This window comes from Salmonella sp. SA15303 (assembly GCF_029962125.1).
Taxonomy (GTDB): Bacteria; Pseudomonadota; Gammaproteobacteria; order Enterobacterales; family Enterobacteriaceae; genus Salmonella; species Salmonella enterica.
In genome coordinates this window covers 448,172-463,108 of sequence record NZ_CP123924.1, presented here as the reverse complement: position 1 = coordinate 463,108, position 14,937 = coordinate 448,172, and the positions used below count along the sequence as shown (strand labels likewise).

Sequence of the window (14,937 nt, the reverse complement as noted above, 5' to 3'; positions counted from 1 at the left end):
CATGCAGCATTAACACCTATCAATGCAGCATACCTTCATTTACCTCAAAGAGTAATTCTTCCATTTGCTGATAGGCGTTTTCACAGCCCGGAATGTTGAATAACACCATCAAAATAACCCATTTCAAGTCTTCCAGGTCAAACTCTGCGGTATCCAGCGCCAGCACACGCTCAATCACCATTTCTCGTGTTTCGAGGTTTAGCACCTGAATCTGCTCAAGGAATAACAGGAACCCCCGGCAACTAGCATCAAGCCTTTCACACTCTTCAACCGTATAAATGCGCATTGAAAGAGGGTCGGAAGCAAGTTGCATGGGTTCCGCGAGGCCATCCTGATAGTCAGCGAGTTTTTCCAGCCACAGCAGCGCATTGTAGATGTCTTCGCGATCAAACCCAGCGTCGGTGAGATCACGCTCCAGTCTGTCCTGATCCACGCGCAGCTCGGCTTCGTTATGGATGTATGTTTCAAACAAATACATTAGTACGTCGAACATGGCTTGCCCTCCTTAATCGGACATAGCCGCCGGGTACAGCTGCGATCCATCCTGCTAACTCCAGTTCGAGTAGCTGAGCCACTACCGCTGGCACAGGTTGGCCGGCACGTTCAGCGACGACGTCAACAGGTGTTACCTCATCTCCTACGTTAGCCAGGAGCTCAGGAAATGGCAATGCCGCCTCATCCTGATTTAGTGAATAAAGTGAATTTTCCGCCGTAGTTGGCAACCAGTGTAAGCCGTATTGCAAATTTTCCAGAATATCCTCCGGCGTCGTCACAAGCGTGGCCCCTTGTTTAATTAACCAGTGCGTGCCTTCGCTTCCCGGACTACCGATAGGACCTGGTAATGCAAAAACGTCCCGCCCCTGTTCAAGCGCGCAGCGCGCCGTCACCAACGAACCGCTGCGCAACGCCGCCTCGATTACCAGCACGCCTTTGCTCAGTCCGCTGATGATACGGTTTCTGCGAGGAAAATGTTGCGGTAGCGGAGGCGTTGAAAGCGGAAATTCTGAGACCACTGCGCCGCCGGTGGCAATCAAGTTTTCAGCCAGCATGGCATGTCGGCGAGGATAAATCTTTGCCAAGCCATTCCCTAACACCGCTACACTTTTTCCCCCCATACTCACCGCGGCGTTGTGTGCTACGCCATCAATTCCCCGGGCAAGGCCGCTGGTGATCGTCAAACCGCTTTTCGCAAGGCTTTCGCAAAGCAGACGTCCCCAGCGTTCTCCATACCAGGAGTGGCTCCGGCTCCCTACGACGGCAAGTTGGCAGGTATGCAGACAGGCAGGATCGCCGTCAATAAAAATAGCGCCGGGATAATCGTCAATAGCACGCAGTTGGGGAGGATAAATCTCACTATCCGCACACAGAAAATGGTGCTGCGGTAGTTCAAGCCAGCGTAATGTCTCATCAAGCACACCTGCTGGAAGCTGTAAAAAACGTTCAGCTTGCCGCGCGGTAAGACCAGCCTCCTGAAGGTGCGTGCGATTTATCTGAGGCTGGCGAATAAGCGAGTTCGCCATGTTCAACATCGCCTCGCCATAAAGGTCGCCGACGTACATTAAACGTAACCAAATTTCGGTACGGGCCATCCTTTCCCTCCCCTGCCACAAGCAGTCTGAACAATCTTTGCGATTGGTCACTGATGCTGTCAATCAGGTGGGGATTTGTCTAGAATAGAGGTAATAATCTTTTCAACTCCTGAACACAACTCTGGATAATTATGTCAGTTTTGCAAGTGTTACATATTCCGGACGAGCGCCTTCGCAAAGTCGCAAAGCCGGTTGAAGAAGTGAATGCAGAAATTCAGCGTATCGTCGATGATATGTTCGAAACGATGTACGCGGAAGAAGGTATCGGTCTGGCCGCAACGCAGGTCGATATCCACCAGCGGATCATCGTGATTGACGTTTCGGAAAACCGCGACGAGCGCCTGGTACTCATTAACCCGGAATTGCTGGAGAAAAGTGGCGAAACGGGTATAGAAGAAGGCTGTCTGTCGATTCCGGAACAGCGCGCTTTAGTGCCGCGCGCCGAGAAAGTGAAAATCCGCGCGCTGGATCGCGACGGCAACCCGTTTGAGCTTGAAGCGGATGGTTTGCTGGCAATTTGCATTCAGCATGAGATGGATCATCTGGTCGGTAAACTGTTTATCGATTATTTGTCGCCGCTGAAGCAACAACGTATTCGTCAGAAAGTAGAAAAACTCGACCGCCTGAACGCCCGGGCTTAAAGGACAAGAACCAACGTGTCAGATTCACTACGTATTATTTTTGCGGGTACACCTGACTTTGCAGCGCGTCATCTCGACGCGCTGTTAACTTCTGGACATAACGTTGTCGGCGTATTTACCCAACCCGATCGTCCAGCAGGTCGCGGCAAAAAGTTGATGCCCAGCCCGGTAAAAGTGCTGGCGGAAGAAAAAGGCCTGCCCGTTTTCCAGCCCGTGTCGCTTCGTCCTCAGGAAAACCAGCATCTGGTGGCTGACTTACATGCCGACGTCATGGTTGTCGTAGCATATGGTCTGATTCTCCCAAAGGCAGTGCTGGATATGCCCCGTCTCGGATGTATCAACGTTCACGGTTCGCTGCTTCCACGCTGGCGCGGCGCGGCGCCTATTCAGCGCTCACTCTGGGCAGGCGATGCGGAAACCGGCGTCACAATTATGCAGATGGATGTAGGGCTGGATACCGGCGACATGCTGTATAAACTTGCGTGCCCGATTACCGCAGAAGATACCAGTGGCTCACTGTATAATAAGTTGGCTGAACTTGGCCCGCAGGGGTTAATTACCACACTAAAACAACTGGCGGACGGCACAGCGACGCCTGAAGCGCAGAATGAAGCGCTGGTCACTCATGCGGAAAAGCTCAGTAAAGAAGAAGCGCGTATCGACTGGTCTCTCTCCGCAGCACAGCTGGAGCGTTGCATTCGCGCCTTTAATCCGTGGCCAATGAGCTGGCTGGAAATCGACGGCCAGCCGGTAAAAGTCTGGCAGGCGTCCGTCATTGAGGACGCCACGCAGTCGCTGCCGGGAACCATTCTGGCCGCGACGAAACAGGGCATTCAGGTTGCAACAGGCAAGGGGATATTAAATTTGCTTTCGCTTCAGCCTGCCGGCAAAAAAGCGATGAGCGCCCAGGATCTGTTAAATTCACGCCGGGAATGGTTTATTCCTGGTAACCGTCTTGCCTGACGGTCACGTCTTTATAAGCCCGGTGTTACCGGGCATTTTTATTTTATACATATGAAAAAACAAAACAATTTACGTAGTCTGGCAGCACAGGCCGTTGAACAGGTCGTCGAGCAGGGACAATCATTAAGTAATGTGCTCCCGCCGCTGCAACAAAAAGTCGCCGATAAAGACAAAGCGCTACTTCAGGAGCTGTGCTTTGGCGTACTGCGCACCCTTTCACAGCTGGAATGGCTGATCAATAAGCTGATGTCTCGTCCAATGACCGGCAAGCAGCGTACAGTGCATTACTTAATTATGGTCGGCTTTTATCAGTTGCTGTACACCCGCGTTCCTCCCCATGCGGCGCTGGCTGAAACCGTTGAAGGCGCGGTCTCCATCAAACGTCCGCAGTTGAAAGGGTTAATTAACGGCGTCCTGCGCCAGTTCCAGCGCCAGCAGGAAACGTTGCTTAATGAGTTTGCGACCAGCGATGCGCGCTTTTTACATCCAGGTTGGCTGGTAAAGCGTTTGCAAAATGCTTACCCCACACAGTGGCAACACATTATTGAAGCGAATAACCAGCGTCCACCGATGTGGCTACGTGTAAATCGTACACACCACACCCGCGACGGTTGGCTTGGCTTACTTGAAGACGCAGGCATGAAGGGATATCCCCATCCCGATTATCCCGACGCTGTACGTCTGGAAACGCCAGCTCCGGTACATGCTTTACCCGGTTTTGCTGAGGGTTGGGTAACTGTCCAGGATGCCTCTGCGCAGGGATGTGCGGTTTTTCTCGCTCCTCAGAACGGTGAGCACATTTTAGACTTGTGCGCCGCGCCCGGCGGTAAAACCACGCATATTCTCGAAGTGGCCCCCGAAGCAAACGTGTTGGCGGTTGATATTGATGAACAACGACTCTCCCGCGTTTACGACAACCTAAAGCGTCTTGGGATGAAAGCGACCGTTAAACAAGGGGATGGACGTTATCCCGCCCAATGGTGCGGCGAGCAGCAGTTTGACCGTATTCTGCTGGATGCGCCCTGCTCCGCAACCGGCGTCATTCGCCGTCATCCAGATATCAAATGGCTGCGTCGCGATCGCGATATCGCGGAACTGGCGCAATTACAGGCGGAAATTCTTGATGCCGTCTGGCCGCGCCTGAAGCCCGGCGGGACGCTGGTTTACGCCACCTGTTCCGTACTGCCGGAAGAAAACCGCGATCAGATCAAAACCTTTTTACAACGCACTCCCGATGCCGCGCTCAGCGAAACGGGAACACCTGATCAGCCAGGACAGCAGAATCTGCCGGGCGGCGAAGAAGGTGATGGGTTCTTTTACGCTAAGCTAATCAAGAAGTGATGAGATAACGGGCCACGACTGATGAAAATTATCATACTGGGCGCAGGGCAAGTTGGCGGAACACTGGCGGAAAACCTGGTCGGCGAAAACAACGACATCACGGTGGTTGATACCAACGGCGAACGGTTACGCAGTTTGCAAGATAAGTTCGATCTACGCGTAGTTCAGGGGCATGGTTCGCATCCCCGCGTGTTGCGCGAAGCGGGCGCTGACGATGCGGATATGCTGGTCGCTGTCACCAGTTCAGATGAAACTAATATGGTTGCCTGCCAGGTAGCCTATTCACTCTTCAACACTCCAAACCGTATCGCCCGCATTCGATCCCCGGACTATGTTCGCGATGCGGATAAACTCTTTCATTCTGAAGCGGTTCCGATTGATCATCTGATCGCGCCGGAGCAGTTGGTTATCGATAATATTTATCGTCTGATCGAGTATCCGGGAGCATTACAGGTTGTAAACTTTGCTGAAGGGAAAGTCAGTCTGGCAGTAGTAAAAGCCTACTATGGCGGTCCACTAATAGGTAACGCGCTCTCGACAATGCGAGAACATATGCCGCATATCGATACTCGCGTTGCCGCAATTTTCCGCCATGACAGACCAATCCGTCCTCAGGGCTCGACTATCGTGGAAGCAGGGGATGAAGTCTTCTTTATTGCGGCTTCACAGCATATCCGTGCAGTAATGAGCGAATTACAGCGTCTGGAAAAACCCTACAAGCGCATCATGCTGGTGGGCGGCGGCAATATCGGCGCCGGGCTGGCAAGGCGTCTGGAAAAAGACTATAGCGTTAAATTGATCGAACGCGATCAACAACGCGCCGCAGAACTGGCTGAGAAACTGCAAAACACGATCGTCTTTTTTGGCGACGCTTCCGATCAGGAATTGCTAGCGGAGGAGCATATTGATCAGGTCGATCTCTTTATCGCGGTCACTAACGATGATGAAGCCAATATCATGTCCGCGATGTTGGCCAAGCGGATGGGCGCCAAAAAAGTGATGGTGCTGATTCAGCGCCGCGCTTATGTCGATCTTGTGCAGGGTAGCGTTATAGATATTGCGATTTCTCCGCAGCAGGCCACCATCTCTGCATTACTGAGCCATGTGCGTAAAGCGGATATCGTCGGCGTTTCCTCACTACGTCGCGGGGTTGCCGAAGCCATCGAAGCCGTCGCGCACGGCGATGAAAGCACTTCCCGCGTGGTTGGCCGCGTCATTGACGAAATTAAACTGCCGCCAGGCACCATTATTGGCGCGGTGGTGCGTGGAAATGATGTCATGATCGCTAATGACAATTTGCGCATTGAACAAGGCGATCACGTCATTATGTTTTTGACCGATAAAAAGTTTATTACCGACGTCGAACGTCTGTTCCAGCCAAGTCCTTTCTTCCTCTAATTTAAGGGGCGCTCATTCAGCGCCCTTTTTAATTCCCTTTATTTATCAAGGTTTAATTTATTTCGCTAAACAGAAGCCGTAAATGGAAAATGCCTTAGCATTTGTTAAACTTATAACGTCAGCTGCATAGGGAGAATAAAAATGAGTTTTATTAAAGAATTTCGCGAATTCGCGATGCGCGGGAATGTTGTGGATTTGGCAGTGGGTGTCATTATTGGCGCGGCATTCGGTAAGATTGTTTCTTCACTGGTTGCCGATATCATTATGCCGCCGTTGGGATTGTTAATCGGCGGGATCGACTTTAAACAATTTGCTTTTACGTTACGCGAAGCGCAGGGAGATATTCCGGCGGTCGTCATGCATTACGGCGTGTTTATCCAGAACGTATTTGATTTTGTGATTGTGGCCTTTGCTATCTTTGTTGCCATTAAGCTTATCAACAGACTCAACCGTAAAAAAGCAGAAGAGCCGGCAGCTCCGCCAGCGCCTTCTAAAGAGGAAGTGTTATTGGGCGAAATCCGCGATCTGCTGAAAGAACAAAATAACCGTTCTTAATAAGCAGAAGGCCAGTGGTAAAAAAGTTACTTACTTTCTTGCCACTGGCCTCCCAGTTCCCTCGATTACCGTGTTTACCTTTGCGCAGATAGCTTCCTTTGCCTTTCTTATTTTTTTCAACGCGTTGCCTGAAAAGGGGATCGTGCAGTAATGCCTCAATGGCATTGTCCTTTATCTGCCCTTTCTTATGTTGATAACGACTCATAATGTCTCCCGATTGTATAAATTAACGGCGCGAGTGTAGCCCCGCCGGTTCAATAAATCAACATCCTGATTTCGCTCCACTGGCCCCCTGTTCCAGGGCTTCCAGAATGGAACAATAGACGCTACTGTGGGCCGTTCCGCAACAAGCATCATTAAGCCTTTGTAACGAACGCTGCATCGTTTGCAGTTCCGCAATCCTGGCTTCAACCTCCTGCAATCGCTCTTGCACAATACTTTTTGACTCCTGACAGGTATGGTGCTCAGGATCAATTCGGATCGATAAAAGCTCGCGGATCGAGTCGAGCGTGAAACCCAACTGCCGCGCATAACGAATAAACTTGAGACGCTGCAGATCGTTTTCGGTATACAGACGAAACCCGCCTTCAGTACGTACCTCATGATCCATCATCTGTTGCTTTTCATAGTAGCGAATGGTATCAGGCGTTACGTCTGCCAGCTTTGCCAGCTCACCAATGCGATACATACAAGCTCCGTTAATTATCGTTGATTTTATGCAGCAGTTTTTCTGCATACTCACCGTGTAAAAAGTCGGTACTCAACCCAGCCTGCCGAAGTTTTAGTTCAAGCAGCGAGAGCTGGCGACTAACCTGATGGTATCGAGGGTCATCTTCCCGGATACTGTTGAGGATATCAAGTAACTGAATAGCATCTCTGCGCTGCTCCAGTTCAGGGGGAAGACAGCCCGCATTCTTGAGTAAGCGATAACCCGCACGAAGTTCCGCCGGCACATGAGAATCATCATCCAGAATAAGCGGCTCGCCACGGCCAGGCAAATTATCAAACTCGCCTTTACGCTGTGCCTCGATAATATGACGCTCTGCCCACTGGTCAAGTAACCACATACGTCGCTCCAGGGATTGAACGAAAAGAATACAATTATTGTAGATATGTGGGGTTCAGGAGGGTATAAAAAAACCCGCCGAAGCGGGTTTTTTTACGTTACTACAGATTACTCTGCAGCAGCTTCTGTTTTCTCTGAACGATCAACCAGCTCGATGTATGCCATCGGCGCGTTGTCGCCTGCACGGAAGCCACACTTCAGAATGCGAGTGTAACCACCGGCGCGGCTCGCGAAACGCGGGCCCAGCTCGTTAAACAGTTTTGCCACGATCTCGTTATCACGAGTACGGGCGAATGCCAGACGACGATTAGCAACGCTATCAGTCTTGGCAAGAGTAATCAGCGGCTCAACTACGCGACGCAGCTCTTTCGCTTTAGGCAGGGTCGTCTTGATGATTTCATGACGAACCAGTGAACCTGCCATGTTGCGGAACATAGCCTGGCGATGGCTGCTGTTGCGGTTCAGTTGACGACCACTCTTACGATGGCGCATGACCTTATCCTTCTCAGTAAAACCTTAACCTGTGATCCGGTTACTCGTCAGCGATGCTTGCCGGTGGCCAGTTTTCCAGGCGCATACCCAGAGACAGTCCACGAGAAGCCAGCACGTCTTTAATCTCGGTAAGAGATTTTTTACCCAGGTTAGGCGTCTTAAGAAGCTCAACCTCGGTACGCTGTACCAGATCACCGATATAGTGGATAGCTTCTGCCTTGAGGCAGTTAGCAGAGCGGACAGTCAATTCCAGATCGTCAACAGGGCGCAGCAGGATCGGATCGAATTCTGGTTTCTCTTCTTTCACTTCCGGTTGACGTACATCACGTAAATCAACGAAAGCTTCCAGTTGTTCAGCCAGGATGGTTGCCGCACGACGAATCGCCTCTTCAGGATCGATTGTGCCGTTGGTTTCCATTTCGATGACCAGCTTGTCCAGGTCGGTACGCTGTTCTACACGCGCTGCTTCAACATTGTAGGCAATACGCTCTACAGGGCTGTAGCAGGCGTCGACCAGCAGACGGCCGATTGGGCGCTCATCTTCTTCCGAATGAATTCGGGTAGAAGCCGGCACATAACCACGACCGCGCTGAACTTTGATACGCATACTAATAGACGCGTTTTCATCGGTCAGGTGGCAGATCACGTGCTGCGGCTTGACGATTTCGACATCCCCATCATGGGTGATATCGGCTGCAGTCACAGGGCCAATGCCAGATTTATTCAAGGTAAGAATAACTTCATCTTTACCCTGAACTCTCACCGCCAGCCCTTTCAGGTTGAGCAGGATTTCCAGGATGTCTTCCTGAACGCCTTCTTTGGTGCTGTACTCATGTAGTACACCATCAATCTCAACCTCGGTCACCGCGCAACCCGGCATCGATGAGAGCAGAATACGGCGCAGTGCGTTACCCAGAGTATGGCCGAAGCCACGCTCTAAAGGCTCAAGGGTCACCTTGGCGTGCGTCGAACTCACTTGCTCGATATCTACCAGGCGCGGTTTTAGAAACTCTGTCACAGAACCCTGCATTGTGTCCTCTCTTTGGTACTAAGCTTTACTTGGAGTAAAGCTCGACGATCAGGTGTTCGTTAATGTCCGCAGACAGATCAGAACGCTCAGGCTTACGCTTGTACGTACCTTCCATCTTGCCAGCATCAACTTCCAGCCAGGTTGGCTTTTCACGCTGCTCAGCCAGCTCCAGAGCGGCTTTCACGCGAGACTGCTTCTTCGCTTTCTCACGAATGCTAACAACGTCATTCGGACTAACCTGATAAGAAGCGATGTTAACAACACGACCGTTTACCATAATTGCTTTATGGCTAACCAGCTGACGTGCTTCCGCACGAGTGGCGCCGAAGCCCATACGGTATACAACGTTGTCCAGACGACCTTCCAGCAGAGCCAACAGGTTTTCACCGGTGTTGCCTTTCAGACGTGCTGCTTCTTTGTAGTAGTTACGGAACTGACGCTCCAGCACACCGTAAATGCGGCGAACTTTTTGCTTTTCACGCAACTGCACACCATAGTCAGACAGACGCGGCTTACGCGCACCGTGCTGGCCAGGAGCTTGTTCAATTTTACACTTGGTATCGATCGCGCGAACGCCAGACTTAAGGAATAAGTCGGTGCCCTCACGACGGCTCAGCTTGAGCTTAGGACCCAAATATCTTGCCATTTTCTTTCTCCAACTAACCTGGAAAACGAAGCGTTATACGCGACGTTTTTTCGGCGGACGACAACCGTTATGAGGGATCGGAGTCACATCAGTAATATTAGTGATGCGGAAACCAGCGGCGTTCAGAGCACGAATAGTAGATTCGCGGCCTGGACCCGGACCTTTAACCATAACTTCCAGATTCTTGATACCGTATTCTTTCACGGCGTCAGCGCAACGCTCTGCTGCAACCTGAGCTGCAAACGGAGTGGATTTGCGAGAACCACGGAAACCGGAACCACCGGCTGTTGCCCAACCCAGCGCATTACCCTGACGATCGGTAATAGTCACGATGGTGTTGTTGAAAGAAGCATGGATATGAGCCACGCCGTCAGAGACTTGTTTTCTTACACGTTTACGTGCGCGAACTGGTGCCTTTGCCATTATTCAATCACCCCGATTATTTCTTGATCGGTTTGCGCGGACCCTTACGGGTACGAGCGTTGGTCTTGGTACGCTGACCGCGAACCGGGAGACCACGACGATGACGCAAACCGCGATAGCAACCAAGATCCATCAGGCGCTTGATGCTCATGCTGATTTCACGGCGCAGATCACCTTCAACGACAAATTTGGCAACTTCGTCACGCAGCGTGTCGATTTGTTCTTCAGACAGCTCACTGATCTTAACATTTTCAGCGATACCCGCTGCAGCCAGGATGGCTTTAGAACGGGTCTTGCCGACACCGTAGATCGAAGTTAACGCGATCACGGCGTGTTTCTGATCAGGAATGTTAATGCCTGCTATACGGGCCACTATGCACTCCTACTATTTAATATGTACGTACCATGCTGAAAAGCCCGTTTTCAGGATACTCAAATGGAAACGTACAGACATACAAAAGATTGGCTGGCTAATCTAGCCAGCTCAACCCAACTTTGCAAGAAAAATATGCGAAAAAATCAGCCTTGGCGCTGTTTATGCTTCGGCTCGGCACTGCAAATCACACGGATGACACCATCACGCTTAACGATTTTGCAGTTACGGCATAATTTCTTGACGGAAGCACGAACTTTCATTTTTACTCTCCGTAACTTCTCAGGCGACCAATTAACGGCCGTAGCCTTTCAGGTTCGCCTTCTTCAATGCAGACTCATACTGACTGGACATCATCAGAGTTTGCACTTGAGCCATAAAGTCCATAATCACGACAACAACGATAAGCAGTGAGGTCCCACCGAAGTAGAACGGCACTTTCATTGCATCACGCATGAACTCCGGGATCAGGCAGATAAAGGTAATATACAGCGCACCAACCAGGGTCAGGCGGGTCATTACTTTATCGATATACTTCGCCGTTTGCTCTCCCGGACGAATTCCTGGTACAAATGCACCGGACTTCTTCAGGTTATCTGCTGTTTCACGCGGGTTGAAAACCAACGCCGTGTAGAAGAAACAGAAGAAGATGATTGCAGACGCATAGAGTAACACATAAAGCGGTTGCCCAGGCTGCAAATACAGCGAAATTGTTGTCAGCCAGTTCCAACCAGTACCGCCCCCGAACCATGACGCGATGGTCGCCGGGAACAGAATAATACTGGAAGCGAAGATTGCCGGGATTACCCCCGCCATATTCACTTTCAGCGGTAAATGTGTGCTCTGTGCAGCATAGACACGACGACCTTGCTGACGTTTGGCGTAGTTTACCACAATACGGCGTTGACCACGTTCAACGAATACTACAAAGAACGTCACTGCAAATACTAATACTGCAACCAACAGCAACACGAGGAAGTGCAGGTCGCCTTGACGCGCTTGCTCGATAGTATGGGCAATGGCTGGCGGGAGTCCCGCAACGATACCAGCGAAGATGATGATTGAGATACCGTTACCGATACCGCGCTCAGTAATCTGTTCGCCGAGCCACATCAGGAACATCGTCCCTGTAACCAGACTTACAACAGCGGTGAAATAGAATGCAAAGCCTGGATTCATCACCAGGCCCTGCATACCAGGCATATTCGGCAAACCGGTAGCAATACCGATCGACTGGAATATCGCCAGCACCAGAGTACCGTAACGGGTGTACTGGCTGATCTTACGACGACCAGACTCCCCTTCTTTCTTAATTTCTGCCAGCGTTGGATGAACCACCGTCAACAGCTGGATAATGATCGACGCCGAAATATACGGCATGATCCCCAGGGCAAAGATAGAAGCACGGCTGAGAGCACCACCAGAGAACATGTTAAACATTTCAATGATGGTGCCTCGCTGTTGCTCAAGCAGTTTGGCAAGTACAGCGGCATCAATACCAGGGATCGGAATAAAAGAGCCAATACGGAACACAATCAGCGCGCCGATAACAAACAGCAGTCTGCGTTTCAGCTCACCTAAGCCACCTTTGGCACTTTGAAAATCTAATCCCGGTTGTTTAGCCATCTGCTACTTATTCCTCGATTTTACCGCCAGCAGCTTCGATAGCAGCACGAGCGCCTTTAGTAACACGCAGGCCACGAACAGTTACCGGAGTAGTGACTTCGCCAGCCAGGATCACTTTCGCGAACTCGATCTGGATACCGATAATGTTTGCCGCTTTCAGCGTGTTCAGGTCTACAACGCCGCCTTCTACTTTCGCCAGGTCAGACAGACGAACTTCGGCTGTAATCGCTGCTTTGCGAGAAGTGAAGCCGAATTTCGGCAGACGACGGTACAGAGGCATCTGACCACCCTCGAAACCGCGACGTACGCCACCGCCAGAACGAGACTTCTGACCTTTGTGACCACGACCACCGGTTTTACCGAGGCCAGAACCGATACCACGACCCAGGCGTTTACCCGCCTTTTTGGAGCCTTCGGCCGGAGACAGAGTATTTAAACGCATCTCTTACTCCTCAACTTTAACCATGAAGGAAACCGCGTTGACCATACCACGAACAGCAGGAGTATCCTCGCGCTCTACGGTGTGGCCAATACGACGCAGACCCAGGCCAAGCAGCGTTGCCTTGTGTTTCGGCAGACGACCGATTGCACTGCGGGTTTGAGTAATTTTAATAGTCTTTGCCATGGTTTATTTCCCCAGAATTTCTTCAACGGATTTACCACGCTTGGCAGCGACCATTTCTGGAGAATTCATATTTTCCAGGCCATCAATAGTTGCACGAACCACGTTGATCGGGTTGGTGGAACCGTATGCTTTAGCCAGAACGTTATGAACCCCAGCAACTTCCAGAACGGCGCGCATTGCACCACCGGCGATGATACCGGTACCTTCGGAAGCTGGCTGCATGAATACACGAGACCCCGTGTGAACACCTTTAACCGGGTGCTGCAGGGTGCCGTTGTTCAGCGCGACGTTAATCATATTGCGACGGGCTTTTTCCATCGCTTTCTGGATCGCTGCTGGAACTTCACGCGCTTTACCGTAACCAAAACCTACGCGACCGTTACCATCGCCTACTACAGTCAGAGCTGTGAAGGAGAAAATACGACCACCTTTAACGGTTTTAGATACGCGGTTTACCGCGATCAGCTTTTCCTGCAGTTCGCCAGCTTGTTTTTCGATGTGAGCCATCTTACACCTCTACCTTAGAACTGAAGGCCAGCTTCACGGGCAGCATCTGCCAGTGCCTGGACACGACCATGATATTGGAACCCGGAACGGTCAAAGGACACATCTTTGATGCCTTTTTCCAGAGCGCGTTCAGCGACAGCTTTACCCACAGCTGCAGCCGCGTCTTTGTTACCGGTGTACTTCAGTTGTTCAGCGATAGCTTTTTCTACAGTAGAAGCAGCTACCAGAACTTCAGAACCGTTCGGTGCAATTACCTGTGCGTAAATATGACGCGGGGTACGATGTACCACCAGGCGAGTTGCGCCCAGCTCTTTGAGCTTGCGGCGTGCGCGGGTCGCACGACGGATACGAGCAGATTTCTTATCCATAGTGTTACCTTACTTCTTCTTAGCCTCTTTGGTACGCACGACTTCGTCGGCGTAACGAACACCCTTGCCTTTGTAAGGCTCAGGACGACGGTAGGCGCGCAGATCTGCTGCAACCTGGCCGATCACCTGCTTATCAGCGCCTTTCAGCACGATTTCAGTTTGAGTCGGACATTCAGCAGTGATACCTGCCGGCAGCTGATGGTCAACCGGGTGAGAGAAACCTAAAGACAGGTTTACTACATTCCCTTTAACCGCTGCACGATAACCTACACCAACCAGCTGCAGCTTCTTAGTGAAGCCTTCGGTAACACCGATAACCATTGAGTTCAGCAGGGCACGCGCGGTACCAGCCTGTGCCCAACCGTCTGCGTAACCATCACGCGGACCGAAGGTCAGTGCATTATCTGCATGTTTAACTTCAACAGCATCGTTGAGAGTACGAGTCAGCTCGCCGTTTTTACCTTTGATCGTAATAACCTGACCGTTGATTTTGACATCAACGCCGGCAGGAACAACGACCGGTGCTTTAGCAACACGAGACATTTTTTCCTCCGATTAGGCTACGTAGCAGATAATTTCGCCACCAAGACCAGCCTGGCGCGCTGCACGATCAGTCATAACACCTTTAGAGGTAGAAACAACTGCGATACCCAGACCGGCCATAACTTTCGGCAGCTCATCTTTACGTTTGTAGATGCGCAGACCTGGGCGGCTGACACGCTGAATGCTTTCTACAACAGCTTTACCCTGGAAATACTTAAGAGTCAGTTCCAGTTCCGGCTTGGTGTCGCCTTCAACTTTAAAATCTTCAATAAAACCTTCTTCCTTCAGCACGTTGGCAATTGCCACTTTCAGCTTGGAGGAAGGCATGGTGACCGCAGCTTTGTTCGCGGCCTGACCGTTACGGATACGGGTCAGCATATCCGCGATCGGATCTTGCATGCTCATCTGTCTTTACTCCCGTGATTCAATTGGTGACAATTACCAGCTAGCCTTTTTCAGACCCGGAATTTCACCGCGCATAGCGGCTTCACGGACCTTAATACGGCTCAACCCGAACTTCCGCAGGAAAGCGTGCGGACGACCAGTTTGACGGCAGCGGTTACGCTGACGTGACGGGCTGGAATCACGCGGCAGAGTCTGCAGCTTAAGAACCGCATTCCAACGATCTTCGTCGGTTGCGTTCACATCAGAGATGATCGCTTTCAGTTCAGCGCGTTTCGCGAAGTATTTATCAGCTAAAGCTACGCGTTTTACTTCGCGTGCTTTCATTGATTGCTTAGCCATTTAGTAA

The 14,937-nt window shown here is 51.1% G+C and carries 23 protein-coding genes and 1 pseudogene; 5 read left to right on the top strand and 19 right to left on the bottom strand.

The genetic code is table 11. The annotated features are described in order from the left end of the window. Nucleotides 1–19: 19 nt before the first annotated feature. Together smg and dprA are read right to left on the bottom strand one after the other, a co-directional pair. Entirely contained in the window at nt 20–493 is a 474-nt protein-coding gene (gene smg, locus QEN31_RS02195) for a DUF494 family protein Smg (RefSeq protein ID WP_000460663.1), read from the bottom strand. Next, nucleotides 465–1,589: a DNA-protecting protein DprA gene (dprA, locus tag QEN31_RS02190; RefSeq protein WP_000124529.1), complete on the bottom strand. Its 1,125-nt coding sequence runs from the start codon at nt 1,587–1,589 to the stop codon at nt 465–467. Before dprA ends, smg begins: the two co-directional genes overlap by 29 nt. A gap of 131 nt (nt 1,590–1,720) precedes the next feature. Here dprA and def point away from each other — a divergent pair, with 131 nt between their 5' ends. From def to mscL, 5 genes are all read left to right on the top strand, one after another. Then, nucleotides 1,721–2,230, top strand: a complete 510-nt coding sequence (def, locus tag QEN31_RS02185) for a peptide deformylase (protein ID WP_000114987.1) — start codon at nt 1,721–1,723, stop codon at nt 2,228–2,230. Nucleotides 2,231–2,245: 15 nt separating this feature from the next. After that, complete coding sequence (gene fmt, locus QEN31_RS02180; RefSeq protein WP_001285165.1) at nt 2,246–3,193, top strand: methionyl-tRNA formyltransferase; 948 nt, start codon at nt 2,246–2,248, stop codon at nt 3,191–3,193. Nucleotides 3,194–3,244: 51 nt separating this feature from the next. Further along, nucleotides 3,245–4,534 (top strand): 16S rRNA (cytosine(967)-C(5))-methyltransferase RsmB, encoded by a 1,290-nt coding sequence (gene rsmB / locus QEN31_RS02175; RefSeq protein WP_099949601.1) that lies wholly within the window; start codon nt 3,245–3,247, stop codon nt 4,532–4,534. Nucleotides 4,535–4,555: 21 nt separating this feature from the next. Further along, a complete protein-coding gene (gene trkA / locus QEN31_RS02170) occupies nt 4,556–5,932 on the top strand; it encodes a Trk system potassium transporter TrkA (RefSeq protein WP_000691374.1) in 1,377 nt (458 codons plus the stop codon). Nucleotides 5,933–6,073: 141 nt separating this feature from the next. Beyond that, nucleotides 6,074–6,487, top strand: coding sequence for a large-conductance mechanosensitive channel protein MscL (gene mscL, locus QEN31_RS02165; RefSeq protein ID WP_000008119.1), 414 nt, complete (start codon nt 6,074–6,076; stop codon nt 6,485–6,487). Between the two features lies 1 nt (nt 6,488). Here the strand turns inward: mscL and QEN31_RS02160 are convergent. The 17 genes and pseudogenes from QEN31_RS02160 to rpsN all read right to left on the bottom strand — a co-directional run. Further along, nucleotides 6,489–6,692, bottom strand: a pseudogene (locus tag QEN31_RS02160) (alternative ribosome-rescue factor A); the annotation flags it as partial. Between the two features lie 57 nt (nt 6,693–6,749). Beyond that, nucleotides 6,750–7,175 (bottom strand): Zn(2+)-responsive transcriptional regulator, encoded by a 426-nt coding sequence (zntR, locus tag QEN31_RS02155; protein ID WP_000285585.1) that lies wholly within the window; start codon nt 7,173–7,175, stop codon nt 6,750–6,752. A 10-nt stretch (nt 7,176–7,185) separates the two neighbouring features. Then, complete coding sequence (locus tag QEN31_RS02150; RefSeq protein WP_000266515.1) at nt 7,186–7,554, bottom strand: DUF1992 domain-containing protein; 369 nt, start codon at nt 7,552–7,554, stop codon at nt 7,186–7,188. Between the two features lie 107 nt (nt 7,555–7,661). Next, nucleotides 7,662–8,045 carry a 50S ribosomal protein L17 gene (rplQ, locus tag QEN31_RS02145; protein WP_001216370.1) on the bottom strand — a complete coding sequence of 128 codons (384 nt, stop codon included), beginning with the start codon at nt 8,043–8,045 and terminating at the stop codon, nt 7,662–7,664. Between the two features lie 40 nt (nt 8,046–8,085). Continuing rightward, complete coding sequence (locus tag QEN31_RS02140; RefSeq protein WP_001162094.1) at nt 8,086–9,075, bottom strand: DNA-directed RNA polymerase subunit alpha; 990 nt, start codon at nt 9,073–9,075, stop codon at nt 8,086–8,088. 25 nt (nt 9,076–9,100) lie between these two features. Then, a complete protein-coding gene (gene rpsD / locus QEN31_RS02135; RefSeq protein ID WP_000135226.1) occupies nt 9,101–9,721 on the bottom strand; it encodes a 30S ribosomal protein S4 in 621 nt (206 codons plus the stop codon). A gap of 33 nt (nt 9,722–9,754) precedes the next feature. Beyond that, a complete protein-coding gene (gene rpsK / locus QEN31_RS02130) occupies nt 9,755–10,144 on the bottom strand; it encodes a 30S ribosomal protein S11 (RefSeq protein WP_001029758.1) in 390 nt (129 codons plus the stop codon). Nucleotides 10,145–10,160: 16 nt separating this feature from the next. Then, nucleotides 10,161–10,517 carry a 30S ribosomal protein S13 gene (gene rpsM, locus QEN31_RS02125; RefSeq protein WP_000090780.1) on the bottom strand — a complete coding sequence of 119 codons (357 nt, stop codon included), beginning with the start codon at nt 10,515–10,517 and terminating at the stop codon, nt 10,161–10,163. A gap of 146 nt (nt 10,518–10,663) precedes the next feature. Continuing rightward, on the bottom strand, nt 10,664–10,780 hold the full coding sequence (rpmJ, locus tag QEN31_RS02120) for a 50S ribosomal protein L36 (RefSeq protein WP_000868187.1): 117 nt from the start codon (nt 10,778–10,780) through the stop codon (nt 10,664–10,666). Nucleotides 10,781–10,811: 31 nt separating this feature from the next. After that, on the bottom strand, nt 10,812–12,143 hold the full coding sequence (secY, locus tag QEN31_RS02115; protein WP_001118864.1) for a preprotein translocase subunit SecY: 1,332 nt from the start codon (nt 12,141–12,143) through the stop codon (nt 10,812–10,814). Between the two features lie 7 nt (nt 12,144–12,150). Continuing rightward, on the bottom strand, nt 12,151–12,585 hold the full coding sequence (gene rplO / locus QEN31_RS02110; RefSeq protein WP_001238917.1) for a 50S ribosomal protein L15: 435 nt from the start codon (nt 12,583–12,585) through the stop codon (nt 12,151–12,153). Nucleotides 12,586–12,588: 3 nt separating this feature from the next. Next, nucleotides 12,589–12,768, bottom strand: coding sequence for a 50S ribosomal protein L30 (gene rpmD, locus QEN31_RS02105; RefSeq protein ID WP_001140434.1), 180 nt, complete (start codon nt 12,766–12,768; stop codon nt 12,589–12,591). Nucleotides 12,769–12,771: 3 nt separating this feature from the next. After that, nucleotides 12,772–13,275, bottom strand: coding sequence for a 30S ribosomal protein S5 (gene rpsE / locus QEN31_RS02100; RefSeq protein WP_000940121.1), 504 nt, complete (start codon nt 13,273–13,275; stop codon nt 12,772–12,774). A gap of 14 nt (nt 13,276–13,289) precedes the next feature. After that, entirely contained in the window at nt 13,290–13,643 is a 354-nt protein-coding gene (gene rplR / locus QEN31_RS02095) for a 50S ribosomal protein L18 (RefSeq protein ID WP_000358956.1), read from the bottom strand. A 9-nt stretch (nt 13,644–13,652) separates the two neighbouring features. After that, entirely contained in the window at nt 13,653–14,186 is a 534-nt protein-coding gene (rplF, locus tag QEN31_RS02090; protein ID WP_000091939.1) for a 50S ribosomal protein L6, read from the bottom strand. Between the two features lie 12 nt (nt 14,187–14,198). Next, nucleotides 14,199–14,591, bottom strand: coding sequence for a 30S ribosomal protein S8 (rpsH, locus tag QEN31_RS02085; RefSeq protein WP_000062611.1), 393 nt, complete (start codon nt 14,589–14,591; stop codon nt 14,199–14,201). Nucleotides 14,592–14,624: 33 nt separating this feature from the next. Next, nucleotides 14,625–14,930, bottom strand: a complete 306-nt coding sequence (gene rpsN / locus QEN31_RS02080) for a 30S ribosomal protein S14 (protein WP_001118932.1) — start codon at nt 14,928–14,930, stop codon at nt 14,625–14,627. Nucleotides 14,931–14,937 lie beyond the last annotated feature (7 nt).